Here is a 25,103-nt window from a genome sequence, read left to right as displayed (position 1 = left end):
TACAACCTGTATATTTTTTACCGTCTTTTTCACTTACAAGTATATACGTATAAAAAAATGTTGTATCTGCCATCATTTCACGGGTTGAACCCAGCGCCACCTGTTATTAAAATATTCTTTTCCATTATAAACTCCAGTACTCTAATTCCTTAATTTTATTTTTAAAGACGCCTTTGATGTCCACAAAAACACCTTTTCCATCTTTAAAAAACTTTAGGAAGTCGTTTTCCTCTAATTTAGTGTATTCTTCGTGATTTACAGCAACAATTACCGCATCATAATTACTACCGATGTTTTTTGAAAGCTCTATTCCATACTCACGCTTCATTTCTTCTGAGGAGGCATGAGGGTCAACTAAGTCTACTTTTACAGAGAATGATTTCAATTCATTCACGACATCAATCACTTTTGAGTTTCTGATGTCACTAACATTTTCTTTGAAAGTAGCTCCCATGATTAAAACCTTGGCTTCATTCATGTCCTTTCCTTGTGCAATCATTTTTTTTACGGTTTGCTTTCCGATATAGAATCCCATTGAGTCATTTACGGAACGACCACTAAGAATAACTTTAGCATGATACCCTACTTCTTTTGCCTTATGCGTCAGGTAGTATGGGTCAACACCAATACAGTGTCCTCCTACTAAACCTGGAGAGAATGGCAAAAAGTTCCATTTTGTTCCTGCTGCTTCCAACACTTCATAGGTATTAATATCAAGTCGATCGAAAATAATAGACAGCTCATTAATGAGTGAAATATTGACATCACGCTGTGTATTCTCAATGATTTTTGCAGCTTCGGCTACCTTGACAGATGATGCGCGATGCACCCCTGCTCCAACAACTTCTTCATAAATCTTTGCAATTTCCTCCAAAGACTCAGCGTCATTTCCAGAAACAACCTTCACTACGTTTTGTAAAGTATGTACCTTATCTCCTGGATTAATACGTTCTGGGGAATAGCCATACTTGAAATCAACACCAGCTTTCAATCCAGATATTTCTTCCAATACAGGAATACAATCTTCTTCAGTACATCCTGGATAAACTGTAGATTCAAACACCACATAATCTCCATTTTGAAGCACCTTACCTACTGTATTAGAAGCGCCCAATAGTGGAGCTAAATTCGGACGATTAGACTCATCAATTGGAGTGGGTACTGCAACAACATAAAATGTTGCTGCTTTTAAATCGTCAATATTTGCTGTAAACTCAATGCTACAACCTTCGAAATCTGAAGACTCCAACTCATTGCTAGGGTCGATGTTATTTTTCATTAAATCGACTCTCGCTTCATTAATATCAAATCCGATAACATCCATCTTTTTAGCGAATTCAAGTGCTATAGGTAAACCTACATAACCTAAACCAATTACTGCTAATTTTTCTTTTCTTTCTAATAACTTAGTGTGTATTGAATTGCTCATCTCGTACTTTATATATTCTTTCTATTATTTCTACTACTTTCAGTCCTTCAAGGGCATTTGTAGTTGCTATATTTCTACCTTTTAATGTATCTACAACATTTTGAATCACATAATGATGATTCGCTGCCGATCCTTTGTATGATCCATAATCATTTCCAGGATTGGTGGGGGCTAATTCAGGCATTTCATAACCTTCAATATTACACACCTCCACCTCATTCATGTATTGACCTCCAATTTTCACCGAGCCTTTTTCACCAATAATGGTGATTGAAGATTCTAAATTCTGACCTGCAACTGATGTGGAGTAATTTAAAGACCCCATACCGCCTTGAACAAAATCAAAGCTGACAAATCCAGAATCTTCAAAATCGGTAGAATCTTGGTGGTTAAAGTCCGCAAATTTACCTTTTATATTTTTAATATCCCCAAACAACCAATACATAATATCAATAAAATGAGAAAATTGAGTAAACAATGTTCCCCCATCAAGGTCTTGAGTTCCTTTCCATCCTCCTTTTTTATAATAGCGATCATCTCTGTTCCAGTAACAATTGATTTGTACCATGTATACTTTTCCTAACACTCCTTGATCAACAACTGACTTGATCCACTCCGAGGGAGGTGAATACCTGTTTTGCATGACACAAAATACATGCTTTGACATTTGCAAAGATTTAAAAATTACCTTTTCACAATTGTCTTTAGATAAGCCCATTGGTTTTTCACATACGACATGTTTGTTTTGAGATAGCACCTGAATGCTTTGATCAGCATGCAAACCATTTGGCGTACATATGCTTGCAATATCAAATTCAATGTTCGAAGCTAGAAAATCTTCTAAGGAATTGAAAAAAGGTACCTCAAACTTTTCGAGGCCTAAGTTTTCTTGAGACTGAATGTCAATTAAAGCAACAAGTTCTGATTCTTGGTTCTCCATAACCATAGTGGCATGCCGCTTCCCTATATGTCCTGCTCCTACGATTACAAATTTTATTTTACCTTCCATAACAGTACTTATAGTTTGGTAACGCATCCGTCATTGATTTCATACTTTTCTTGACTTTCTTCACAAACAGCTTGACCATTTTCATCGAAATTTAGTCGGTGTCCATATTCACTCATCCACCCTATTTGTTTAGCTGGATTTCCAACAACCAATGCGTATGGTAGAACTTCTTTGGTAACAACAGCACCCGCACCAATAAAAGCGTACTCTCCAATATCATGTCCGCAAACAATGGTAGCATTCGCTCCGATTGACGCTCCTTTTTTTACTAGAGTTTTGCTGTATTGTCCCCTGCGTACAACAGCACTTCTTGGATTTACGACATTCGTAAAAACCATTGAAGGTCCTAAAAAAACATCGTCTTCACATTCAACACCTGTATAGATTGAAACATTGTTTTGTACCTTAACATTGTTCCCTAGAATAACTTCTGGAGATATAACAACGTTTTGGCCAATGTTACAATTTTCACCTATTTTACAATTTGGCATCACATGAGAAAAATGCCATATTTTTGTTCCCTTTCCTATAGAACATCCTTCATCAATGATTGCGGTGGAATGTGAAAAATAATCCATATTACTTTATATATGCGTCAAAGTTATTGTGCTCTTTGTGATGAAGCTCTTCTTCCGATAAGCTTTTGAAATATTCATAGGTTAACTTTAAGCCTTCTTCTCTACTGACCTTAGGTGACCAATCTAAAATTTCTTTGGCTTTTGTAATATCTGGCTGTCTTTGTTTCGGGTCATTTACAGGTAAATCTTTATAGATCACCTTTTGCGACGTACCTGTTAACTTGATGATTTCTTCAGCAAACTCACCAATTGTAATTTCATCGGGATTACCAATATTCACTGGATCTGAATAATCAGAAAACAACAAACGAACAATCCCTTCAATCAAATCATCTACATAACAAAAGGCACGGGTTTGACTTCCATCTCCAAACACTGTTAGGTCTTCACCACGTAAAGATTGCCCAATAAATGCTGGCAAAACTCTTCCGTCGTTCAAACGCATTCTTGGTCCGTAAGTATTGAAAATTCTAACAATTCTTGTCTCTAATCCATGATAAGTATGGTAAGCCATAGTCATAGCTTCTTGAAAACGCTTAGCCTCATCATAAACACCACGTGGTCCAATTGGATTTACATTCCCCCAATATTCTTCTGTTTGAGGATGAACTTCAGGGTCTCCATAAACTTCAGAAGTAGAAGCTATCAGTACACGGGCATTTTTAACCCTGGCCAAGCCCAAACAATTATGAATTCCTAAAGATCCAACTTTTAAGGTTTGAATAGGAATTTTTAGATAATCAATCGGACTTGCAGGAGATGCAAAGTGTAAAATATAATCAAGTTTACCTGGAACATGAATAAATTGAGATACGTCCTGATGGTAGAACTCGAAGTTTTCATTCGGAAACAGGTGTTCGATATTGGACAATCGTCCTGTGATTAAATTATCCATGGCGATTACATGAAAGCCATCTTTAATGAATCGATCACAAAGGTGCGAACCTAAAAATCCAGCTGCGCCGGTGATTAATACTCTTTTCTTCTCCATATTTATAAATTTGGAACAATTGTTTGACGTCCGATCGAACTATAGTAAAGGTTCTTTTCCTTCATATCTTCTAAGTCAAATAAATTTCTACCATCAAAAATAATCGGTGCTTTTAATTTAGATTTAACTTGAGTGAAATCTGGATTTTTAAAAACCGACCATTCTGTTGCAATCAATAATGCATCAGCTCCATCAAGGGCGTCATACTGATTTCCAACATATTCTATTTTATCTCCGATTTGTTTTTTCACATTTTTCATTGCCTCTGGATCGAAGGCAACGATCTCAGCACCTCTCCTGGTTAACTCATCAATTAAATATAAGGCAGGTGCCTCCCGAATGTCATCTGTATCAGGTTTAAAAGCCAAGCCCCAAAGTGCAAACTTTTTCCCTTTGATATCACCATAGTAATCCAAAACTTTATCTAAAAGCTTAATGCGTTGTTGGTCATTGACATTCAATACAGCATCGATAATTGAAAAATTAAAGTTGTTGTCCTGACCACTTTTCAACAAAGCGTTAACGTCTTTAGGAAAACAGCTTCCACCAAATCCAATTCCTGGATAAAGAAAACGATGTCCAATACGAGAATCAGATCCCATTCCTTCACGTACTTTATCTACATCGGCACCAACAATTTCACAAAAGTTGGCCACCTCATTCATAAAGGTGATTTTCGTTGCCAAGAATGCATTAGCTGCGTATTTTGTTAGTTCGGCAGACTTTTCATCCATAAAAATAATCGGATGTCCATCACGAACATAAGGTTGATACAGCTCTTTCATGATTTGACGCGCTTTTTCGTCTTCCGTACCAATAACGACACGATCTGGGTTTAAGAAATCATCTACTGCAAAACCTTCTCTGAGGAATTCTGGATTAGAAACCACTGCAAAAGGAACATCTGTCTCATTGGCGATAGCCTCCGTCACCTGATCTGCTGTTCCTACAGGGACTGTAGACTTATCTACCACAACTTTGTAATCTGTAATCAGCTTACCTAATTCTTTAGCGACTCCTAAAACATAGGATAAATCGGCAGAGCCATCCTCTCCTGGAGGTGTTGGTAAAGCCAAAAATATAATCTCTGCATCTTTTACTGCCGAAGCTAAATCTGTTGTAAACTTTAAACGATTTTGTTTAATATTTCTTTCAAACAAAACATCCAAATGGGGTTCATAAATCGGAACCTCTCCATTCTTCATTCTGTTTACTTTATCTTCATCTATATCAACACAGATTACATTGTTCCCAGTTTCTGCAAAACATGTCCCTGTAACTAAACCTACGTATCCTGTACCAATAACAGCTATATTCTTCATTTCTCTATAAATTCTTTTACTGATTTGCAAATGTATTCTAATTGATCTTGCTCTAATTCTGTGTGCATAGGCAATGAAAAAACACGTTTTGTTAACCAATCAGTATTTTCTAAAATCCCACTAGATGTTTCTAAAGAGGCAAACATTTTTTGCTTATGAGAAGGAACAGGATAATAAATCATGGCAGGAATATCTTTCTCTCCCAAATACGCCACTAGAGCGTCTCGATCTATATCGTCTGATAACTGTAGAGTATATTGATGAAAAACGTGTTTTGTATTTTCGGATCTAAAAGGAATTGTTAAGCCTTCAACCTCCTTAAATTGTTCATCATAAAACGCTGCTGCTTTTCTTCTCGCATCAATATAGCGATCTAATTCTTTTAGTTTAATTCTCAAAACAGCTGCTTGAATGGTATCCAAACGTGAGTTACAACCAATAACGTCATGATAATAACGTTTACTCTGACCGTGATTCACAACCATTTCAATTTGCTTAGCTAAATCGTCATCATTGGTACAAATCGCTCCTCCATCTCCATAACAACCTAAGTTTTTTGAGGGGAAGAAACTCGTACACCCTACATCTCCAATTGTTCCAGTTTTTTTAACTGTTCCATCAGAGAAAGTATAGTCAGAACCTATTGCCTGAGCATTATCTTCAATAACCTTCAAGTCGTACTTTTCAGCAATTTTCATGATGGCTTCCATATCGCAAGATTGGCCGTAAAGATGCACAGGCACAATGGCTTTAGTACGTGCAGTAATTGCGGCTTCAATGGCTTTTGGCGAAATATTAAAAGTGTCCTTTTCACAATCCACAAATACAGGTTTCAACCTCAACAAACCAATCACTTCAGTCGTTGCGATAAAAGTATATGAAGGTGTAATCACCTCATCTCCTGGCTTAAGTCCTAAAGCCATCATAGCAATTTGTAAAGCATCCGTACCATTGGCACAAGGAATTACATGCTTAGCTCCTAAATAACTGCCAAGCTCTCCTTTGAACTCATGAACATCTGGTCCATTGATAAACTGTGCTTTCTCTAAAATGGAATGGATTGCAGTTTGGACTTGTGGTTTTATCTTCTCGTATTGACTTACTAAGTCAACCATTTGAATTTTTTTCATAAAAATATTTTTACCCCTTTTTACAGGTCAGACAAAAATAACAAAAAGAAGGGATTATAAATAAGAGAACAAAAAAAAGCACGAAGCTCTATTTTAGAGGCCCGTGCTTTATCACTTATTTATTCGTCTCAGAAAGAGTTAAAACTATGCTCCCGATAAGCCTCGGGATTAGACATTAGATGCTAGACAAAAAGTCTACTATCTATTTCTTTTAAACTTTGAGGGCTTTATTCTCATCTAACCCCATAGCACTTTCAGTCCATAGTCATTTAGTTAGCCAACTGAGGTCTACTTCAGTTTCTCATAATGCGTTTCAACTCCAGCATCTATCAACCACAATTCTTTATTGGTCAATCGAATAATCTCTTTTTCATTATTGAACTGAATAGAACCAGAATTTGAAATCACTACTTTTGTTTTGTCATCATTAAAATCCCACTCTCCAGTAAATGAAGCTGATGAAAGTTTACTGATATAAGTCCCATCTTTTTCAAATGTTATAATTCTGTCTTTGTTATCGTATTCTACTGATACACCATCAGTAATCGACTTCACTGGCGTCCAATCCCCTGTCAAACGCATTTTCTTTGTCAATAAAGAAATTGCTGGTCCCTCTTCATACTTACTACAAGAAGCTAAAACGAAGGTTAAACTTAATAGTATTGCGGTAAAAAATTTTGCTGTTTTCATTCTTTGCATTTTTTTGAAATTAATTGGTTATTTGTGTCAAAGATAAAACCTAGCCCCCACTACAAATGCTAAAAAACCTTAACATCCCTTATTTTAGTGTCTTTTAACAACTGAAAGGAAACTTTATTTCGCTTCAAAATGGGTTACAACACCATCAGAGTCACGGACCCACAATTTCTTAGACTTCAGTTTTACAATTTCAAAATCCTGACTTTCAGTAAAGTTAAAAACACTCACTGTTACGTTAATTCCTTGTTTGTCACCAATAAACTTCCAACTTCCTGGAACGGTGTACATTTCGTTATTAAACATTAATTTCCACGTTGCTGTCATGTCTTTACTCAAAGTAATCTCTCCTTCGTCCACATTTGTACTCGAACTCCCATTCGGATAAACGTATTTTACAGGTATCCATGTATTTGTAATGCGTGCTTTTTTAGTGCGTAAAGTAAAAAAAGAACCTTCTTCATATTTAGAACATCCTATGGAGGTAAACAAAAATAGAAACAGTATTAATTTAGTTGCTGTTTTCATAAGCTTATCGATTTCAATTATTAATCAAGAAGTAAATATAAATAAATTCTCACAAACAAATACAATAAACCCCTAATTTACAAGGCGGTAAAAGCCAAACCAGAACACTCATTTAAACAAACCCGTACATATTGACCAATGAACACTTGAATAAACATTCATAATTATATAGACCCATTAAGCGAGAATAAAATTATTCTTGATAAGTAAGCGCCTTTTTATTAATTTTGCCATCCAAACTAAATTTTGCAAGCATGTTCGAAAATTTAACAGACAAATTTGAAAAAGCATTTAAGATCCTTAAGGGACAAGGACAGATTTCTGAGGTTAATGTTGCGGAGACATTAAAAGAGGTGCGTCGTGCCTTATTGGATGCCGATGTTAACTTTAAGACAGCTAAAGAATTCACTACAACTGTTAAAGAAAAAGCACTAGGTAGAGATGTACTAACATCAGTTTCTCCAGGCCAATTAATGACCAAAATATGTCATGAAGAACTCGTCGAATTGATGGGTGGAAATGAAACAGAAATTAATTACCAAGGTAACCCTGGAATTATTTTAATGTCAGGTCTACAAGGTTCTGGTAAGACAACTTTCTCTGGTAAACTTGCAAACTACCTTAAGACAAAAAAAGGGAAGAATCCCCTACTTGTAGCTTGTGACGTATACAGACCTGCTGCAATCGACCAACTTCATGTACTTGGAGAGCAAGTAGGTGTTGATGTCTTTTCAAATAAAGAAGAAAAAAATCCAGTTAAAATTGCACAAGCAGCTATTCAACATGCAAAAAGCAATAGTCACAACGTAGTAATTATAGATACCGCAGGTCGTTTAGCGATTGATGAGCAAATGATGGGTGAAATTTCCGATGTAAAGAACGCCATCAATCCGACCGAAACCTTGTTCGTTGTAGACGCCATGACCGGTCAAGACGCTGTGAACACCGCTAAAGCATTTAATGATAAAATCAACTTTGACGGAGTAATACTTACAAAGTTAGATGGTGACACACGAGGTGGTGCTGCGATTTCCATTAAAGCCGTTGTAGACAAACCAATTAAGTTTGTGGGTACCGGAGAGAAAATGGACGCTTTAGATGTTTTCTATCCAAAACGTATGGCGGACCGTATCCTTGGAATGGGAGACGTAATCTCTTTAGTTGAAAGAGCCCAGGAACAATACGATGAAAAGGAAGCACAAAGACTTCAAAAGAAAATTAAAAAGAATCAATTTGATTTTAACGATTTCTTAAGTCAGTTGCAACAAGTGAAAAAAATGGGTAACGTTAAAGATTTAATGGGAATGATTCCAGGAATGGGGAAAGCCATGAAGGGAGTTGAGATTGAGGACGACGCGTTTAAGCACATCGAAGCCATCATCTACTCTATGAGTCCATTCGAACGTGAAAACCCAGACGCTATCGATGTAAGCCGAAAGAAAAGAATTGCAATGGGTAGTGGCCAAAGTTTACAGGAAGTAAATAAGCTTTTAAAGCAATTTAACGATACCAAGAAAATGATGAAGTTAATGAGCAATAAAAAGAATATGGCCAATATGATGAAACAAATGAAAGGAAAAATGCCAGGTATGTAAATCTTGGATCTGCCAAATATTTACACTGTTGAGCAAGAGTTTTGAGCATACAAGCGCAGCGAATTAAACCTTCGTAAATAGAAATTAAAAATCCCGAGAATTTAAACTTTCGGGATTTTTCATAGAATAATCTACTCAAAGATATTTCACCGGGACTATTCCTTTTTATACAAGTCCATTAATTTTTCAGCTCCTTCAAAAGAAGACATGTTACCTTCTACCACTTCTTTTTCCACTTCTACAATAGCTTTCACCAATCGTTCCGCAGAGTAAAAATCAGACATTAAAATATCAGCAATGGTTTCATGCAACCAGTACTTATCTTGTTCCTTTCGTTTTTGAAAGAAAGACCCATTTACCTTCGTATGGTTCTTATAACTCTCTACAATATCGAAGGCCTTATCTATATTGTAATTTTCATATGCTGAAGCCACTAAGGTTTTTGCAATCCAACCATTCTTATTTGGCGGAAACAAATGCATTGCGTTTTCATACTCCTTCTTAGCTCGCCTTGCTTTCAACAGGTTATCGCCGTCTGCTTTCGTGATAATTAAAGCATCCGCCATTTCCATTATCCCTCGCTTAATTCCTTGCAACTCATCACCTGCCCCAGCCAACATCAGCAACATAAAAAAGTCAACCATGGAATGCACCATGGTCTCCGATTGCCCCACCCCTACTGTTTCAATTAAAATAAAATCATACCCAGCAGCTTCACACAATACGATTGACTCTCTTGTCTTTCGTGCAACACCACCTAATGACTTACCTGCTGCAGAAGGGCGAATAAAGGCATTTTCTAAAACCGACAGCTTATTCATGCGGGTTTTATCCCCCAAAATACTCCCACCACTCCTTTCAGAAGAAGGATCAATAGCCAAGACCGCTATTTTATATCCGCGTTGAACAACTGTTTGCCCGAAGGACTCAATAAAAGTACTTTTCCCCACCCCAGGAACCCCTGTTATTCCTAATCGGATGGAATTACCTGAATGCTTCAAACAACTCGTCACCAATTGTTGTGCAATCTTCTTATCTACTGCTTTATCACTCTCCAACAGTGTAATTCCACTGCTCAAAGATTGAAGATCTCCAGCCAAAATACCCGCCAACAGTTCATCGTGATTTAATGACTGCTTTCTTTTTTGACGTTGTTCTTTCCACTTTTTTAATCGATCCTCATTCATTCTATTATGGTTTTAATTAAACCGCAACATCATGCTCTCGCAATGCGTCATTTAAAGATGTTTTCAAATCTGTACTTGCTTTTCGCTTACCGATAATCAAAGCACATGGGACTTGATATTCTCCTGCATTGAACTGTTTCGTATACGAACCGGGAATCACTACACTTCTTTCTGGAACCTCTCCCTTAATCTCGATTGGCTCATCCCCTGTCACATCTATGATTTTTGTTGATTTTGTTAAGACAACATTCGCACCAAGCACAGCTTCCTTTCGCACACGCACACCTTCAACAACGATACAGCGCGACCCAATGAAAGCACCATCCTCAATAATCACCGGCGCAGCTTGCAAAGGCTCTAACACTCCACCTATTCCAACTCCACCACTTAAGTGAACATTCTTACCGATTTGAGCACATGAACCAACTGTTGCCCATGTATCCACCATCGTTCCTTCATCAACAAATGCTCCAATATTCACATAAGAAGGCATTAAAATTACTCCTTTTGAAATATATGCACCATAACGAGCTACAGCATGAGGAACCACACGAACCCCCAAGTCCTTGTAATTACTTTTTAAAGCCATTTTATCATGAAATTCGAAAGGCCCCACCTCGATGGTTTCCATCTTACGAATAGGGAAATACATCACAACTGCTTTTTTAATCCACTCATTAACTTGCCAACCTCCATTTATTGGCTCAGCAACACGCAAATCTCCTTTATCCAACCCTTCAATCACTGCTTCAATCGCATTCACCGTCTCTTCATCCTTCAATAAAGAACGATCTTCCCAAGCTTTTTCAATTATCTCTTTCATTTTAAACTTTCTTTTTGAACAAATATAAGAGAGATATGTTGAACAGGTACACAACCTTTCCCATTTATTAAAGTCAACTACAGTCAAAGACCTAGATAAAAGCCTGATTTACACCCAAAAGATGTTAAAAAACGCTTTTCTTTAATAAAAAAGAAATTAATAACCAACTTTTTACGAATTAAAACGTTATATTAAGGAAAGGAAAAAATTAACTTAGTGAAAACCACGCCTAAATCGTGATTTAAGCTATAAAAAACGAGGGAATATGAGACAATTAAAAATTAGTAAACAAGTAACCAACCGTGAAACAGCTTCACTGGATAAATACTTGGTGGAAATAGGGCGAGTGGATTTAATTACCGCTCAAGAAGAAGTAGAGTTGGCACAGCGAATCAAAGCAGGTGATCAACGTGCATTGGACCGTCTGACACGTGCTAACCTTAGATTCGTTGTCTCTGTTGCAAAACAGTACCAAAATCAAGGACTAACACTACCCGACCTCATCAATGAAGGTAACTTAGGACTAATCAAGGCTGCAAAAAGGTTTGATGAAACAAGAGGTTTCAAATTCATTTCTTACGCTGTTTGGTGGATCCGTCAATCTATTCTACAAGCACTTGCAGAACAAGCAAGAGTGGTTCGATTACCATTGAATAAGATTGGAGCTATTGGAAAAGTAAATAGAGCATTTTCAGAATTAGAACAAAAACATGAACGCGCACCAACAGCCGATGAGTTATCTCATTATCTAGAAATGTCCGTTCCTGACGTGAAACACGCTTTAGAATCGAACGGTCGACATGTATCTATGGACGCACCATTAACCGAAGGAGACAGTTCGAGCTCAAACATGTACGATTTACTAGACAATGATAGTTTAGACACCCCAGAAACAAATCTCATACACCAGTCACTACAAAAAGAGATTAACCGATCGCTTAAAACTTTAACGAGTCGAGAGGAAGACGTTTTGAAACTCTATTTTGGACTTGACGGTCAACGACAAATGAGTCTGGATGAAATTGGTTATCGTTTTGATTTAACAAGAGAGCGTGTTCGTCAAATCAAAGAGAAAGCCGTGAGACGATTAAGACACACATCGAGAAGTAAGATGCTTAAAACATACCTAGGATAGGGTAAACCTAATACCTCGAAAAAGAGCGCCATTAGTAGCTGGGTCAAACCATCTGTTGATGGCGTTTTTATTTTCACAACAAATCTCCCTCTCACCCTTTTCATCGATCCTCAAATGTTTATAACTTTCTATCCATTATTACATGGATTAGATTCTAATTTCTATTATTTTTGTGTTTATGAGCGATTACATTGTTTCTGCAAGAAAATATAGACCCCAAACCTTCGACACACTCGTTGGTCAAGGAAATATTTCTACAACTTTAAAGAATGCCATTAAAAATGACCAATTGGCTCAGGCCTTTTTATTTTGTGGTTCTCGTGGTGTGGGAAAAACTTCCACAGCAAGAATTCTAGCAAAAACGATTAACTGCTCCAACAGAACAGAAAACATTGAAGCTTGTGGAGAATGCGATTCTTGCAAGTCCTTTGACGAAGGTCAATCCCTTAATGTTTACGAACTAGATGCCGCCTCCAACAATAGTGTGGACGACATTCGTAGTTTGATTGATCAAGTTCGAATTGCACCACAACTAGGGGACTACAAAGTATACATTATTGATGAGGTCCACATGCTATCGACTGCGGCATTTAACGCCTTCTTAAAGACATTAGAAGAACCGCCAAAACATGCCATTTTCATTCTAGCGACAACAGAAAAACATAAAATTATTCCAACCATTCTTTCGCGCTGTCAAATTTTCGACTTCAATCGAATTCAAATTTCAGACATAGCAGAACACTTGAAAAAGATTTCTGTAAACGAAGGAATAGATGCAGAAAGTGAAGGACTTCATCTAATTGCTCAAAAAGCAGATGGTGCGTTACGTGATGCGCTTTCTATTTTTGATCAAATTGTAAGTTTTGCAGGAAAGACCTTAACTTATCAGTCGGTAATTGAAAATTTAAATGTTCTTGATTACGATTATTATTTCAAATTGGTCGACTATGCCTTACAAGAGGATATTACCAACAGCTTATTGCTTTATCATGAAATCGTAAACCTTGGCTTTGATGGACATCAATTCATTGTTGGTCTTTCAGAACATTACCGCAATCTTTTGGTAGGAAAGGACCCAAAAACAATCAACCTGTTAGAGGTCGGTGATTCAATTAAAAAACGGTATAAAGAACAATCAGCAACCATAGACGCCAAACACATCATGCGTGCACTGGGAGTAATTAGCACTGCAGACACCAATTATAAGTCTGCAAAAAACCAAAGGTTACTTGTAGAACTAACCTTAATGCAGCTGTGTTCGATTAAAAACGAGCTCGAAAAAAAAAAGCCTTAACTGACCCCGTTCAGATTATTCCTTTCAAAGGCCAGAAGGACAGCAAAGCTTCACGTAACAATAAGGGAAACACTCCAGTTTCCAAGCCCACAACCAAGGCTCCATCAACAATGATGACCCTCAACAAAGAAGCTAAAAAACTAACTTCACCAACTCGAAAGCTCAACAAGTCTTATCTGGGCATCAACGAGCTCATGGCACAAGCCACCGAGAAAAAAGAGACCGTTATTGAAGAGGAAGACACTGGGAAGAGACCAAAAGATCCATTTACGATTGATGAATTAAGAATGAGTTGGCGAAAGTACGCCTTTAAAGCCAAGGAAGACGAATTAGGTACACTTTACACCGCGATGATAGGACGCGATCCTGAAATAGGTGAAAACTTTTCTATTAAGCACACCGTTGACAATGATGTTCAACTAGGTTTCATCAAGACACACGAAACTAATTTAGTAGGCTACCTTAGAAAAGAGCTCAACAATTATTCAATCCAACTTACCGTAAAAGAAGAAACAGCTGCCGACGGAAAACTATTTTCAAGTAAAGATAAATTTGAGGACATGGCAGAAAGAAATCCTCACCTAAAAACTCTGCGTCAAAGATTCAAACTAGATATTGATTTCTAGTCAAGTACAAACCAAAACAAGTTGCAACAAGCTTATAAATAAATACAATTAATAAAATATTTAAAAATTATTCAGAACTAGGGTGGTTTAATTCATAAATTATATGTAATATTGCACCCCAATTTCGGAGAAGAAAAAATAAAAGTCATGGATTTAATAAAAGAAGTTCAAAACGAATTTTCAACAGCATATGATGCTCCAGCTTTTGGAGCAGGAGATACAGTTGCTGTATCATATAAGATTAGAGAAGGTGAAAAGGAGCGTATCCAGCAATACACTGGTGTAGTTCTTCAACGCAGAGGTGTTGGTTCAACTGAAACATTCACTGTTCGTAAAATATCAGGTGGTATTGGTGTAGAGCGTATCTTCCCACTTCACTCACCTTTTATTGATGATATCAAAGTACTTAAGCAAGGTGCTGTACGTAGAGCGCGTATCTTCTACTTCCGTGAAAGAACCGGAAAATCAGCACGTATTAGAGAGAAGAGAAGATACTAGTCTTTTCTTTTTGGAAACATATTCGAAGGACTTCCTGTTAATAGGAAGTCCTTTTTTTGCTGGAACAAACCTATCATAATATGAAACGAACAATAAGCATCCCCCTTTTTGTGTTGCTCATTATTTTCGGCTTCATACTTTGGAATTCCTTGCAATATAAAAAGAGCGATGATTTCAACTTTCCTATACCTACCAATTACAATAGTTTTGGAATTGACATTTCTCATCACCAAGGGAAAATCAATTGGGATACACTTTTCTCAGGGCATATTTCTCCTGCCATTCAATTTGTATATGTTAAAGCAACAGAAGGAAAATCGCATATTGACCGCGAATGGGAATACAACAGAAACGCCCTTCTTAAGAAAAAAGTAAAACATGGTGCTTACCACTTTTTCAGACCTGAAGTCAATGCCATCGAACAAGTTGATCACTTTTTAAAGCATTACCACCCCAAAAACAATGATTTAGCGCCTGTTTTAGATGTAGAAATAGAAGCTAGCTCAGACAAAGCTTTGATTGAAAACGTTGGTCTATTCTTAAATGAAGTTGAAAAGCGAACAGGAAAGCGTCCGCTAATTTACACTTCTTACCACTTTTACAAAACGAAATTTGAGGACCAGTTTCTAAACCATAAGTTCTGGATCGCTAGATATTCCAAACCTTTTCTCCTCCCCTCTGATGATAGAATACTCTACTGGCAATTTACAGATCAAGCCGACCTCCCTTTTCACAAAGGAATTAAAGTAGATTTAAACGTGAGCAGTGTTGAATTTATTCAAAAATAACATCCAGCAAAGTACCACTCTTATCCTCTGTTTCTTGCCATTCGTTTGCGATATTTGAGGCTTGTGTAATTCCACCTCCTACATACAGAGCAAAATCATTTTTGAGCACTTGCATACAGCGCAGGTTAACATAAACAGACAATTGATCCTTTCCTCTCCAACCTACCAATCCGGTATAGAACTCACGCTCATGAGGTTCGTTTGTTAAAATGTAATCTTGTGCCGCCTTACTTGGTGTTCCGCAAACTGCAGGCGTTGGATGTAAGTCCTGCATCAAGGCATTCCATTTCTCTTTTTCTAATTGAAATTCATAGCTGGTTTGCAGGTGAAAAACAGCGCCTTTCTGAACTGTTTCGGTTGGAGAAACCCTTAATTCTTTTGGCCCTTGAATATTAATTTTATCCAAAACATAATCCGCCACGTACTGATGCTCTTCTTGCTCTTTCTTAGTCCACTGAATGATTGAGTTATTCTTAGTTCCCGCCAAGGCCATAGAATGAATTTTACTTTGATCGCCCGAAAGTAACACCTCTGGTGTGGCTCCCATCCAAGTCCCAAATTTTTCATCGCTTGCCAAATAGACCAAAGCTTGACTTTTATATTTGTTGGCTAACCTTCTAAAAACCGAATCTGCACTAGAAGCATCATCTTTCCCCACCAATTTTATGCGAGAGAAAATCGCCTTTTCTATGCCAAACAACTCAAAACCGTCGATGAAATATTGAAGTCCATTCAAATAAGCCTTTTGATTACACACAAAAACATCATCTTCTTCTTTATAACTCAAAGCTGATTCAGGAATGCTATCTACCGTCTGCCCTATTTGAAAGTAGAACATTTTTTCTTTGGTAAAATCAGTAATAAAAAAGCAATCATCAGGTAAATTCTCTAAGGTCTCTTCTATCCACTCACCAGTAAATACCTTTATTTCTTCGTTGGGAAATTGATATGCCAAACAAGCCATAATTATTTATTTCTAGGAACAACCATTACTGTTAAACGTCCTGTACAAACTAAAGCACCAGTATCGTTATCTGTCAAATCTACTTGCCAAACATGCGTACGCTTACCCGCATGAACAATTTTACCGACTGCCTTAACCAATCCAGAAGACATACCCCCAACATGATTTGCATTAATTTCAATTCCTACAGGAACTTCTTTTTCAATGTCCAACAACAAAGTCGACCCCATAGAACCAATACTTTCAATCAAGGCTGCGCTCGCACCACCATGTAACAACTTCATGGGTTGATGTGTCGTAGAATTCACTGGCATTGTTGCCACGACATAGTCTTTTCCAAGCTCTATACATTGAATACCCAACACTTCCATCATGGTGTCTTTACTGAATGAATTGATATAATCTAAATCTACTTGCTTAAGCATAACTTGATCTTTTTTAAAAGTTTTTAAATACGTAATGATGATAAAACAATCAAAAACTGTTTTTGTGCACCCTAAAAGTAATTACATTCGTATAAAATTTGTCAAAATGCTTCAAGAAAACGTAAATCTTAAACCCTACAATACTTTTGGTCTTTCGATCAGAACAAAGTATTTCGCTTCATTCTCCTCTATAAACGCATTAAAATCATTGCTTTCGGAAGTTAAAAATGAAAAATTATTGATTCTTGGCGGAGGAAGTAACGTGTTGTTCCAGGGAAATTTTCACGGAGTAACATTACGCAACGAAATTAAGGGCATTGAGCTCGTTGAGGAAAATGATAAAAATGTAATATTAAAAGTGGGTGCTGGAGTTGTATGGCATGATTTCGTTATGCACACCATTTCAAACGGTTGGGGAGGAATAGAAAATCTTTCACTTATTCCGGGGAGTGTTGGTGCAAGTCCGATGCAAAATATTGGTGCCTACGGTGTAGAAATCAAGGATGTATTTGAAGCTTTAGAAGCTTTAGAAATTGAGACAGGAAAACTACATACGTTTTTCCACGAAGATTGTCAGTTTGGTTATAGGGAAAGCGTTTTTAAAAAAGAATTAAAAGACCAATACATCATCACTTCTGTTAGTTATAGACTTTCGAAGAATCCAAACTTGAATACCAGTTACGGTGCAATTGAAGAAGAATTAAAGTCACGCAATATCACTCACCCCACGATTAAAGATGTCAGTGATGCTGTCATTGCGATTCGACAATCCAAACTTCCTGACCCTAAAGAAATAGGAAACGCAGGAAGTTTCTTCAAAAATCCGGTTATTTCCCAATCTGAATACAAAGCTTTACAAAGGCAGTATGAGAATATTCCTTCTTATCAAGTTGACGAAAATCATGTTAAAGTTCCTGCAGGATGGCTGATTGACCAATCGGGATGGAAGGGGAAAACTTTTGGCAATTATGGAGTGCATAAGAAACAAGCATTAGTTTTGGTTAATTATGATGATGCAAAGGGGAAAGATATTGTTGCCTTATCGGATCAAATTATTGCTGACATAAAAGAGCGTTACAACATAGTTCTAGAACGAGAGGTGAATATAATTTAGGAGCAAAAAGGAGTTTTGAAGATCAAATAGCTTATTGCCCTTTGAAACCTCAAATCATGAATAAATCAGCATAAAGTCAAATTATTTAAAGATTGTTTTAAGTAGATGTTGCTTCAGAATTAATAATTCCTTGCTATAAATATGCAAATCTCTAAAAATCGGCTATCTTTGCAAACGTATTAATATCAGCTTTTTTTAAGCTTGATTAAAAAAAGACATTTATGGCTAAAGACATATTTGAAAAAATAAAAGAAAACAGAGGTCCAATTGGACAGCATGCTAAAGGAGTACATGGCTACTTCACTTTCCCTAAATTAGAGGGAGAAATCGGTAACAAAATGATGTTCCGAGGAAAAGAGTGCCTTGTATGGTCAGTGAACAACTACTTAGGCTTAGCAAATCACCCAGAGGTACGTAAAGCGGATGCTGATGCTGCTGCAAAATGGGGGATGGCTTATCCGATGGGCGCACGAATGATGACGGGTCAAACGAGTGAGCACGAAGCTTTAGAAAATGAGCTTTCTGATTTCATGGGAACGGAAGATACAATCCTTTTGAACTTTGGTTACCAAGGGATGGTTTCTGCAATTGACTGTTTAGTTGACCGTAATGATGTTATCGTATATGATAGTGAATCTCACGCTTGTATTTTAGATGGAATGAGGTTACATTCAGGAAAACGTTTTGTATTCCAGCACAACGATATGGAAAGCTTTGACAAGCAAATGGCGCGTGCTACAAAATTAGTTGAAAACACTGATGGTGGAATTTTAGTTATTACTGAAGGAGTTTTCGGAATGGCTGGAGATCAAGGAGACCTTAAGGGGATTGTTGAATTCAGAAAATCAGGAAAATATGACTTTAGACTTTTCGTAGATGACGCTCATGGTTTCGGTACGATAGGAGAAAAAGGAATGGGTGCCGGAGAAGAGCAAGGTGTTCACGAAGAAATCGATGTATTGTTCGGTACTTTCGCGAAATCTATGGCTTCAATTGGTGCTTTTATTTCTGCAAAAGAACATATCATTGAGTTCATGCGTTATAACATGCGTTCTCAAATGTTTGCTAAATCTCTTCCAATGCCATTGGTTGTTGGTGCGCGTAAACGTTTAGAGTTATTAAGAACACAACCTGAACACAAAGAAAATCTTTGGAAAGTAGCATCTGCATTACAAAAAGGATTAAAAGAAAACGGTTTCAATATTGGAGATACAAACTCTGCAGTGACACCTGTTTTCTTACAAGGTAACCTTGCAGAGGCAACAAATATGACATTTGACTTACGTGAAAATTACAGTATTTTCTGTTCTATCGTAATCTATCCTGTTGTTCCTAAAGACACAATTATGTTACGTTTAATTCCAACAGCTGCACATACGCTAGAGGATGTAAACTATACAATTGAAACGTTTAAAACTGTAAAGAAGAAACTGGACAACGGTGAATACAAAGCAGAAGAATTAGCAAGCGTAGAAGTTGACAAATAAATTATCATTTTTTATTTGTTTACCTTCGTTAATATAATTAAGTGCCCTCCCCATCGGAGGGCATTTTTTATTGGTATAAATCATCTTTTAATTGCTGTTTGTTCAAAAGAAAAGGGGCTACCTCGAACGGAATAGAAGATATTGATTTTCTCTAGGAACAAATGTTTTTGAATAAAATAAATCCCTCATATTCTATAGAATAAAAAATCAAGCATTATAAAAGAGGGTAAAAACAAAAGAAAAAGAGATTAGCCAGTCAATTCAATTAAAGATATACTACTTTTATCCCTTTAGAACACAATATGTCCAAACTCCCACAAGAATATAAATTCATTGATGTTTCCGATTATGGTAGAAAACCGGGGCGGTTCATCGCAAAAATGCTTGTTAACACCTCTGCCACTCCAATTCATGTCACCACCTCCTTTATTGTTGCTGGACTCATTGCAATTGCATGTATTCTGAGTGGTTATTGTTATGCCGCTGCATTTTTCATTGTCCTAAAGTCAATATTAGACGCTTCTGATGGTGAACTATCGCGCCTCAAAAAAACACCGTCACACACAGGAAGGTATTACGATTCGATTGCGGACTTATTTCTAAATTTCCTTTTTCTTTCCGCCATAGCCTACGTTACAGAAACCGCTTTTGGAGTTATGCTTTTGGCCTTTTTTGGAATACAATTACAAGGAACAATTTACAACTTTTACTACGTAACCCTGAGGAATAATGTCAATGGGGACGCTACAAGTCGCATTTTTGAAAACGACACTCCAACTGCTTTTGAAGGTGAGAAACAAAGTACGGTGAATCAAATGTTTGCTGTTTACTCGGCTTTTTATGGGCCGTTTGACAAGATTATTTATGCGCTAGACAAACAAGCCGCGTACAGTAAGCCTTTCCCTAAATGGTTCATGACACTTATTTCAATCTATGGTCTTGGATTTCAATTATTGATCATGGCTGTATTTCTCGTTCTTGACCTTCCAGAATATATTATACCAATTCTAACTTGGTACTCTGTGTTGATTTTAGTTTTTGTAGGAATTAGAAAATTATTTTTGAAGTAAGTTTATCGCTTTATTAAAAATTAAAAGAGATGAAAATTCATTTTAGAAAAGCTACTATTTCGGACCTACCTACCATTTGGACAATCATAAATCAAGCTATCGCCCGAAGAAAAGCTGAGGGAAGCAATCAATGGCAAGATGGATACCCGAATCAAACAGCTATTCAATCTGACATTGAAAAGGAAGCAGGCTTTGTTCTTACCGAAGATGAAGTCGTGATTGGCTATTGTGCTGTTTTAATCAATGATGAACCGGCCTATGCAAATATTGAAGGAGAATGGTTGACCAATAGCGACTTTGTAGTTTACCATCGTGTTGCTATTGCAGAAAGTCATTTGGGCCAAGGTCTTGCAAAGAAAATGTTAGAATACATTGAAGCATTTGCTCTAGAAAATGAAATTTTTAGCGTTAGAGCAGATACCAATTTCGACAACGGACCAATGCTGGCGATTTTTAACAAATTAGGATATACCTATTGCGGAGAGGTGTACTTTAGAGGGAGTCCGAGGAAAGCCTATGAGAAAACACTGGTTAAGTAGGCTAACCCAGAAACACGAACTTGATGCGCAAAATAAACAACCAACAGAACAGAGACTATTGAGTATAAAATGACAAATAATTTTCCAAAAACTGGAAATGGGTCATCCTTTAAAAATCTCTTTTTCTCTTCTTTCCACCTTTCTTTATAGATGAATAGCCTATAAGAAACTCCAATAACTACGAAAAGTATTAGAACAGCTTTTTCTATAGATAGCTTCATACCAAGCATCATCTATAAAGAGAAAATATTACATGTAAAAAGAAAAGCTAATCCTATATAGCTGTTAATAACAGTAGAATCATCGCATTTGTTAAATAAAATGAGTTGATTAAATTTAAAAAAGATATAATCCAAAAACTTCATAACAATACGCAATAAACGATGCAGTTATATTTTATATTCTATCTGTAAAATCACTCATTTAGAAAATCATAAAACAGATTTTATGAAATAATTCGTTGCGACACATCGTCGTGCGTCGCAACGAAAAAAAAAATTAAACCCTTTCTATAATAGCTGCATATCCTTGCCCTACCCCAATACACAATGTAACTAAAGCATATTTTTTTTGTGTTTTTTGAAGTTCAATCGCTGCAGATTGAAGAATTCGAGATCCTGTCATTCCTAGCGGATGACCAAGAGCAATAGCACCACCATTTCTATTTAATCGCGGATCATTATCGGCCAATCCCCAAGCTCGTGTACAAGACAATGCTTGCGCAGCAAAAGCTTCGTTCAATTCGATAACATCCATATCATTCATTGTCAAGCCCGTTCGTTTCAACAATTTATTTGCGGCATAAACAGGACCTATCCCCATAATTCTTGGTTCAACACCTGCTACAGCTGCTCCAACAAAACGAGCCATAGGCTTCAGTTGATGATCTTTTATTCCTTGTTCACTGGCCAAAAGCAATGCTCCGGCACCATCATTTAAACCAGATGAATTTCCTGCAGTTACAGAGCCGCCTTCCTTCTTAAAAGCCGGTCGTAACTTACTCAATGTTTCAACTGTAGTTCCCGGACGCATAAACTCATCCTTATCAAAAATCAAGGCTTCTTGTTTTCGACGTGGAATTTCTACAGCAACAACTTCTTCAGCCAAACGACCATTTGCCCATGCCGCTTCAGCCTTCTGTTGCGACCATGCTGCGAATTGATCTTGATCTTCACGAGAAATACCATATTTAGTCACTAAGTTCTCTGCCGTTTGTCCCATTCCATCTGTTCCATACACTTCGTGCAATTTAGCATTGATGAAACGCCAACCAAAAGAAGAATCGTATAATTTGGCATCACTTCCAAAAGGCATTGCAGATTTACTCATCACCCAAGGCCCGCGGGTCATATTTTCTACTCCACCAGCGAGGTAAACATCTCCTGCACCATCTTTAATTGCACGTGCAGCAGAAACCGCTGCAGACAAACCAGAAGCACACAATCGGTTAACTGTTTCACCTCCGATAGTATTGGGTAATCCAGCCAACAAAAGTGACATCCTTGCCACGTTTCTATTGTCCTCTCCTGCTTGATTTGCACAACCGAAAATCACATCTTCGATTGCATTTGGATCCAGCGAAGAATTACGCTCTACAACTGTTTTCATTACCAATGCCGCCATATCATCAGGTCGAACTGTTGACAATGAACCTCTAAAACTTCCAATGGGTGTTCTTACACCGTCAATTATATAAACTTCTTTACTCATCTTTTATCTTTCTTTAGCATGGCTAAAATAACAATTTCTAACGATGTTATCGTCCTATCTTTGGAGTTTTGAATAAACTTCTCTCCTTATTCCTTAAATCATTCCATCTATAAATTCACGTTGATGATGTCCTTTCAATTCATTGAATTATATTTGATCTCATCGCATCTATATGAATATTAGACAAAAGATATTAAGAATACCCAAGGGATTTTTCAGGTGGTTTTCCCCTGCCGAGCTCATCATTCCAACTCATGTATTGTATTTACTGAGGTCCATTTATCCAGAGGTAAATTGGGAAAAGGTGAAATTTCATAATGGCCTGCCATGGTTTACCTCAACTTTTAGTTCTTGGACCAGTGCCATTGTACTGCCGAGTACTTTTGGGTGTTCTAAAATCAATGTATATTTCAAAAATTTCGATCCTGATTCTTGCGCAGGACTAAGCATCATTGTTCATGAAGGCTTTCATGTTTTACAATACAAGGATATCGGCACGAAAGGAATTGGTTGGCTGCGCTTATTCATTATACAATATAGTGCGAGTTGTATTTCCTTAGGCAAAAATTGCTATGCGAAACATCCAATGGAGAAACAAGCCTATACCCACGACGCTTTATTTCGAAAAGCTTGTAGTGCATCAAGGTCACCTCAAAACACTTCACTCAAATTCAACGAAGAACTAATTAATGCAATTATAAAAAGCCATCCACAACTCATAAAATCGACCAGCGGTTTTAAATATGATTCCGGTTGGGGTTATTTATTCTTCTCTTTTTTGTTGCTTGTGATAATTGCGATTTTATTGCCAACGATTTATTTATTTCTTCTATTGCTATGCTTTGTACTTTTGTTGGCTTCCCCTCTACTTTATCTATTCGAATGGATTTTGATGGATAAATAGTTCGAAAAGGCTAAATTATTTTCAATTTATTTTTTCAGCATTCTTTTCATCCTCAAACATCTAAAAACGATAAAGAATTGTAATTCAAATTATTTATCAAACATCCCTTAAAAGACTCAAATAAAAATTCTATTTTAGTAGATGTTAAACACAAAACTATAATTATGAAACAAAAACTATTACTATTTAGCTTTTGCCTTTTCTTTCTTGGAGGAATCACCTTCGCACAGGAGCTTACAGAAAAAGAGCAAGCCTATAGGGATTCTATTGCCGCATTAAATGAAGAAAACGCTACAATTGTGGCGAGTCAGGAAGCGTATAATCAAGGAATCGAATTATTCAATCAAAAATCTTATCGCAAGGCAATTGTTGCTTTTAAGACTTCAATAGCCTCAGATCCAAATTTCACAGCAGCTTATTACAACAAAGGTGTAGCAGAAAATGAAGCCAACTTATTTTCTGAGGCAGCCCAAACCCTAAGTGAGCTAATTGAAAAAGACCCAGCTTATTCTAAAGCTTACTTTCAACGTGCAAGAGCGTTTCAAGGTACGGGAGAATACACAAAAGCTGAATTAGATTATAAAAAATCAATACAATTGGATCCGAAAAATCCAAAAGCGCATTACAATTATGGAACCCTTCAATTCTTGCAACAAGATTACGATGCTGCCATTAAGTCTTTTTCTACAACAATTGATTTAAAAGGAAACTTGGCGTATGCTTTTAACGATCGAGGAAGTTGTTACCGCATGAAAGGAGATTATAAAAGAGCGCTAGTAGATTATGAAGAAGCGGCAAAGAAAAACCCAAACTTAGCTTTTGTTTTAAACAACATTGGAACAACAAAGTTAAAAATGAAAAACTATGATGGGGCCATTGCTTCTTTCAACAGAGCGATTTCAATTGACAAGAACTTCCATTTGGCATATAACAATCGTGGGGCAACACAATTAGAACGTGACCGCTATGATGAAGCGCTTTCAGATTTCGAAAAATGCATCTCAGTAAACGATAAATACGCACCAGCTTATGCTAACATTGCCGCTGTAAAATTCAAAAAAGAAGATTACAAAGGAGCTAAAGCTGCTGCAGATAAAGCGATTCAATTAGACAGTAACTACGCTACTGCCTATGTAAACAGAGGAATGATTAGAGAGATGCTTCGCGACATGAATGGTGCATGTGAAGACTGGGAAAAAGCCAAAGCATTAGGCGCTGAAACAGGAGGTCAATACGCATCACAAAATTGTGGATTCTAAAA

The 25,103-nt window shown here is 36.9% G+C and carries 25 protein-coding genes; 12 read left to right on the top strand and 13 right to left on the bottom strand.

All coding sequences use genetic code 11. The features are described 5' to 3' along the window. Positions 1–124: 124 nt before the first annotated feature. The 8 genes from ACN0U3_RS11345 to ACN0U3_RS11310 all read right to left on the bottom strand — a co-directional run bounded on the left by ACN0U3_RS11345 (position 125) and on the right by ACN0U3_RS11310 (position 7,683). A complete protein-coding gene (locus ACN0U3_RS11345) occupies positions 125–1,429 on the bottom strand; it encodes a nucleotide sugar dehydrogenase (protein ID WP_417266303.1) in 1,305 nt (434 codons plus the stop codon). After that, positions 1,407–2,438: a Gfo/Idh/MocA family protein gene (locus ACN0U3_RS11340; protein ID WP_417266302.1), complete on the bottom strand. Its 1,032-nt coding sequence runs from the start codon at positions 2,436–2,438 to the stop codon at positions 1,407–1,409. The genes ACN0U3_RS11345 and ACN0U3_RS11340 overlap by 23 nt, the downstream gene beginning before the upstream one ends. 8 nt (positions 2,439–2,446) lie before the next feature. Beyond that, positions 2,447–3,016 carry a DapH/DapD/GlmU-related protein gene (locus ACN0U3_RS11335; RefSeq protein ID WP_417266301.1) on the bottom strand — a complete coding sequence of 190 codons (570 nt, stop codon included), beginning with the start codon at positions 3,014–3,016 and terminating at the stop codon, positions 2,447–2,449. 1 nt (position 3,017) lies between these two features. Beyond that, positions 3,018–4,007, bottom strand: a complete 990-nt coding sequence (locus tag ACN0U3_RS11330) for a UDP-glucuronic acid decarboxylase family protein (RefSeq protein WP_299201011.1) — start codon at positions 4,005–4,007, stop codon at positions 3,018–3,020. Positions 4,008–4,009: 2 nt separating this feature from the next. Then, complete coding sequence (locus ACN0U3_RS11325; RefSeq protein WP_299201009.1) at positions 4,010–5,329, bottom strand: UDP-glucose dehydrogenase family protein; 1,320 nt, start codon at positions 5,327–5,329, stop codon at positions 4,010–4,012. Then, positions 5,326–6,459 carry a DegT/DnrJ/EryC1/StrS family aminotransferase gene (locus ACN0U3_RS11320; RefSeq protein ID WP_417266300.1) on the bottom strand — a complete coding sequence of 378 codons (1,134 nt, stop codon included), beginning with the start codon at positions 6,457–6,459 and terminating at the stop codon, positions 5,326–5,328. Before ACN0U3_RS11320 ends, ACN0U3_RS11325 begins: the two co-directional genes overlap by 4 nt. Positions 6,460–6,747: 288 nt before the next feature. Next, positions 6,748–7,149: a hypothetical protein gene (locus ACN0U3_RS11315; protein WP_417266299.1), complete on the bottom strand. Its 402-nt coding sequence runs from the start codon at positions 7,147–7,149 to the stop codon at positions 6,748–6,750. 123 nt (positions 7,150–7,272) lie between these two features. Beyond that, complete coding sequence (locus tag ACN0U3_RS11310) at positions 7,273–7,683, bottom strand: hypothetical protein (RefSeq protein ID WP_299201005.1); 411 nt, start codon at positions 7,681–7,683, stop codon at positions 7,273–7,275. A gap of 254 nt (positions 7,684–7,937) precedes the next feature. Here ACN0U3_RS11310 and ffh point away from each other — a divergent pair, with 254 nt between their 5' ends. After that, positions 7,938–9,278, top strand: coding sequence for a signal recognition particle protein (gene ffh / locus ACN0U3_RS11305; protein ID WP_299201003.1), 1,341 nt, complete (start codon positions 7,938–7,940; stop codon positions 9,276–9,278). A 155-nt stretch (positions 9,279–9,433) separates the two neighbouring features. On the opposite strand, the gene meaB is transcribed toward ffh, so the two are convergent. Next, positions 9,434–10,465 carry a methylmalonyl Co-A mutase-associated GTPase MeaB gene (gene meaB, locus ACN0U3_RS11300; RefSeq protein WP_417266298.1) on the bottom strand — a complete coding sequence of 344 codons (1,032 nt, stop codon included), beginning with the start codon at positions 10,463–10,465 and terminating at the stop codon, positions 9,434–9,436. Between the two features lie 16 nt (positions 10,466–10,481). Then, positions 10,482–11,288, bottom strand: a complete 807-nt coding sequence (locus tag ACN0U3_RS11295) for a 2,3,4,5-tetrahydropyridine-2,6-dicarboxylate N-succinyltransferase (protein WP_417266297.1) — start codon at positions 11,286–11,288, stop codon at positions 10,482–10,484. Positions 11,289–11,553: 265 nt separating this feature from the next. Here ACN0U3_RS11295 and ACN0U3_RS11290 point away from each other — a divergent pair, with 265 nt between their 5' ends. The 5 genes from ACN0U3_RS11290 (at position 11,554) to ACN0U3_RS11270 (ending at position 15,629) form a co-directional block, all read left to right on the top strand. Beyond that, a complete protein-coding gene (locus ACN0U3_RS11290; RefSeq protein ID WP_299200999.1) occupies positions 11,554–12,423 on the top strand; it encodes a sigma-70 family RNA polymerase sigma factor in 870 nt (289 codons plus the stop codon). Between the two features lie 178 nt (positions 12,424–12,601). Further along, positions 12,602–13,717: a DNA polymerase III subunit gamma/tau gene (locus ACN0U3_RS11285; protein ID WP_417266296.1), complete on the top strand. Its 1,116-nt coding sequence runs from the start codon at positions 12,602–12,604 to the stop codon at positions 13,715–13,717. Positions 13,718–13,827: 110 nt separating this feature from the next. Continuing rightward, positions 13,828–14,343 carry a hypothetical protein gene (locus tag ACN0U3_RS11280; RefSeq protein ID WP_299200995.1) on the top strand — a complete coding sequence of 172 codons (516 nt, stop codon included), beginning with the start codon at positions 13,828–13,830 and terminating at the stop codon, positions 14,341–14,343. 147 nt (positions 14,344–14,490) lie between these two features. Next, a complete protein-coding gene (gene rplS, locus ACN0U3_RS11275) occupies positions 14,491–14,841 on the top strand; it encodes a 50S ribosomal protein L19 (protein ID WP_299200992.1) in 351 nt (116 codons plus the stop codon). Positions 14,842–14,921: 80 nt separating this feature from the next. Continuing rightward, positions 14,922–15,629 (top strand): glycoside hydrolase family 25 protein, encoded by a 708-nt coding sequence (locus tag ACN0U3_RS11270; RefSeq protein ID WP_417266295.1) that lies wholly within the window; start codon positions 14,922–14,924, stop codon positions 15,627–15,629. On the opposite strand, the gene ACN0U3_RS11265 is transcribed toward ACN0U3_RS11270, so the two are convergent. Continuing rightward, a complete protein-coding gene (locus ACN0U3_RS11265; RefSeq protein ID WP_417266294.1) occupies positions 15,616–16,593 on the bottom strand; it encodes a chorismate-binding protein in 978 nt (325 codons plus the stop codon). The genes ACN0U3_RS11270 and ACN0U3_RS11265 overlap by 14 nt on opposite strands. Before the next feature lie 2 nt (positions 16,594–16,595). Then, positions 16,596–17,018 carry a PaaI family thioesterase gene (locus ACN0U3_RS11260; protein WP_299200984.1) on the bottom strand — a complete coding sequence of 141 codons (423 nt, stop codon included), beginning with the start codon at positions 17,016–17,018 and terminating at the stop codon, positions 16,596–16,598. Positions 17,019–17,124: 106 nt separating this feature from the next. On the opposite strand from ACN0U3_RS11260, the gene murB reads away from it, so the two are divergent. The 4 genes from murB to ACN0U3_RS11240 all read left to right on the top strand — a co-directional run bounded on the left by murB (position 17,125) and on the right by ACN0U3_RS11240 (position 21,228). Next, complete coding sequence (gene murB, locus ACN0U3_RS11255) at positions 17,125–18,132, top strand: UDP-N-acetylmuramate dehydrogenase (protein WP_417266293.1); 1,008 nt, start codon at positions 17,125–17,127, stop codon at positions 18,130–18,132. A gap of 221 nt (positions 18,133–18,353) precedes the next feature. After that, positions 18,354–19,619, top strand: coding sequence for an aminotransferase class I/II-fold pyridoxal phosphate-dependent enzyme (locus tag ACN0U3_RS11250; protein ID WP_299200978.1), 1,266 nt, complete (start codon positions 18,354–18,356; stop codon positions 19,617–19,619). Positions 19,620–19,921: 302 nt separating this feature from the next. Next, positions 19,922–20,689, top strand: a complete 768-nt coding sequence (locus tag ACN0U3_RS11245; RefSeq protein ID WP_417266292.1) for a CDP-alcohol phosphatidyltransferase family protein — start codon at positions 19,922–19,924, stop codon at positions 20,687–20,689. A gap of 29 nt (positions 20,690–20,718) precedes the next feature. Further along, positions 20,719–21,228, top strand: a complete 510-nt coding sequence (locus tag ACN0U3_RS11240) for a GNAT family N-acetyltransferase (RefSeq protein ID WP_417266291.1) — start codon at positions 20,719–20,721, stop codon at positions 21,226–21,228. A gap of 498 nt (positions 21,229–21,726) precedes the next feature. Here the strand turns inward: ACN0U3_RS11240 and ACN0U3_RS11235 are convergent, their stop codons facing one another. Continuing rightward, a complete protein-coding gene (locus ACN0U3_RS11235; RefSeq protein ID WP_299200970.1) occupies positions 21,727–22,938 on the bottom strand; it encodes an acetyl-CoA C-acyltransferase in 1,212 nt (403 codons plus the stop codon). A 304-nt stretch (positions 22,939–23,242) separates the two neighbouring features. Here ACN0U3_RS11235 and ACN0U3_RS11230 point away from each other — a divergent pair, with 304 nt between their 5' ends. Continuing rightward, positions 23,243–23,842 (top strand): hypothetical protein, encoded by a 600-nt coding sequence (locus ACN0U3_RS11230; protein ID WP_417266290.1) that lies wholly within the window; start codon positions 23,243–23,245, stop codon positions 23,840–23,842. 164 nt (positions 23,843–24,006) lie between these two features. After that, positions 24,007–25,101, top strand: a complete 1,095-nt coding sequence (locus ACN0U3_RS11225; RefSeq protein WP_417266289.1) for a tetratricopeptide repeat protein — start codon at positions 24,007–24,009, stop codon at positions 25,099–25,101. Positions 25,102–25,103: the final 2 nt, after the last annotated feature.

The organism is Brumimicrobium sp., assembly GCF_048268645.1.
Classification (GTDB): domain Bacteria; phylum Bacteroidota; class Bacteroidia; order Flavobacteriales_D; family Crocinitomicaceae; genus Brumimicrobium; species Brumimicrobium ulvae.
This window is presented reverse-complemented; position numbering and strand designations above follow the sequence as displayed.

What these genes read in the sequence shown, in the direction of transcription:
- ACN0U3_RS11295 (WP_417266297.1), bottom strand. Translation starts at nt 11,288, where the DNA reads ATGAAAGAGATAATTGAAAAAGCTTGGGAAGATCGTTCTTTATTGAAG.
- ACN0U3_RS11260 (WP_299200984.1), bottom strand. Translation starts at nt 17,018, where the DNA reads ATGCTTAAGCAAGTAGATTTAGATTATATCAATTCATTCAGTAAAGAC.
- rplS (WP_299200992.1), top strand. Translation starts at nt 14,491, where the DNA reads ATGGATTTAATAAAAGAAGTTCAAAACGAATTTTCAACAGCATATGAT.
- ACN0U3_RS11290 (WP_299200999.1), top strand. Translation starts at nt 11,554, where the DNA reads ATGAGACAATTAAAAATTAGTAAACAAGTAACCAACCGTGAAACAGCT.
- ACN0U3_RS11280 (WP_299200995.1), top strand. Translation starts at nt 13,828, where the DNA reads ATGATGACCCTCAACAAAGAAGCTAAAAAACTAACTTCACCAACTCGA.
- ffh (WP_299201003.1), top strand. Translation starts at nt 7,938, where the DNA reads ATGTTCGAAAATTTAACAGACAAATTTGAAAAAGCATTTAAGATCCTT.
- ACN0U3_RS11340 (WP_417266302.1), bottom strand. Translation starts at nt 2,438, where the DNA reads ATGGAAGGTAAAATAAAATTTGTAATCGTAGGAGCAGGACATATAGGG.
- ACN0U3_RS11285 (WP_417266296.1), top strand. Translation starts at nt 12,602, where the DNA reads ATGAGCGATTACATTGTTTCTGCAAGAAAATATAGACCCCAAACCTTC.
- ACN0U3_RS11240 (WP_417266291.1), top strand. Translation starts at nt 20,719, where the DNA reads ATGAAAATTCATTTTAGAAAAGCTACTATTTCGGACCTACCTACCATT.
- ACN0U3_RS11265 (WP_417266294.1), bottom strand. Translation starts at nt 16,593, where the DNA reads ATGGCTTGTTTGGCATATCAATTTCCCAACGAAGAAATAAAGGTATTT.
- ACN0U3_RS11310 (WP_299201005.1), bottom strand. Translation starts at nt 7,683, where the DNA reads ATGAAAACAGCAACTAAATTAATACTGTTTCTATTTTTGTTTACCTCC.
- ACN0U3_RS11270 (WP_417266295.1), top strand. Translation starts at nt 14,922, where the DNA reads ATGAAACGAACAATAAGCATCCCCCTTTTTGTGTTGCTCATTATTTTC.
- ACN0U3_RS11330 (WP_299201011.1), bottom strand. Translation starts at nt 4,007, where the DNA reads ATGGAGAAGAAAAGAGTATTAATCACCGGCGCAGCTGGATTTTTAGGT.
- ACN0U3_RS11345 (WP_417266303.1), bottom strand. Translation starts at nt 1,429, where the DNA reads ATGAGCAATTCAATACACACTAAGTTATTAGAAAGAAAAGAAAAATTA.
- ACN0U3_RS11225 (WP_417266289.1), top strand. Translation starts at nt 24,007, where the DNA reads ATGAAACAAAAACTATTACTATTTAGCTTTTGCCTTTTCTTTCTTGGA.
- ACN0U3_RS11335 (WP_417266301.1), bottom strand. Translation starts at nt 3,016, where the DNA reads ATGGATTATTTTTCACATTCCACCGCAATCATTGATGAAGGATGTTCT.
- ACN0U3_RS11250 (WP_299200978.1), top strand. Translation starts at nt 18,354, where the DNA reads ATGGCTAAAGACATATTTGAAAAAATAAAAGAAAACAGAGGTCCAATT.
- ACN0U3_RS11325 (WP_299201009.1), bottom strand. Translation starts at nt 5,329, where the DNA reads ATGAAGAATATAGCTGTTATTGGTACAGGATACGTAGGTTTAGTTACA.
- ACN0U3_RS11320 (WP_417266300.1), bottom strand. Translation starts at nt 6,459, where the DNA reads ATGAAAAAAATTCAAATGGTTGACTTAGTAAGTCAATACGAGAAGATA.
- ACN0U3_RS11235 (WP_299200970.1), bottom strand. Translation starts at nt 22,938, where the DNA reads ATGAGTAAAGAAGTTTATATAATTGACGGTGTAAGAACACCCATTGGA.
- meaB (WP_417266298.1), bottom strand. Translation starts at nt 10,465, where the DNA reads ATGAATGAGGATCGATTAAAAAAGTGGAAAGAACAACGTCAAAAAAGA.
- ACN0U3_RS11245 (WP_417266292.1), top strand. Translation starts at nt 19,922, where the DNA reads ATGTCCAAACTCCCACAAGAATATAAATTCATTGATGTTTCCGATTAT.
- murB (WP_417266293.1), top strand. Translation starts at nt 17,125, where the DNA reads ATGCTTCAAGAAAACGTAAATCTTAAACCCTACAATACTTTTGGTCTT.
- ACN0U3_RS11315 (WP_417266299.1), bottom strand. Translation starts at nt 7,149, where the DNA reads ATGAAAACAGCAAAATTTTTTACCGCAATACTATTAAGTTTAACCTTC.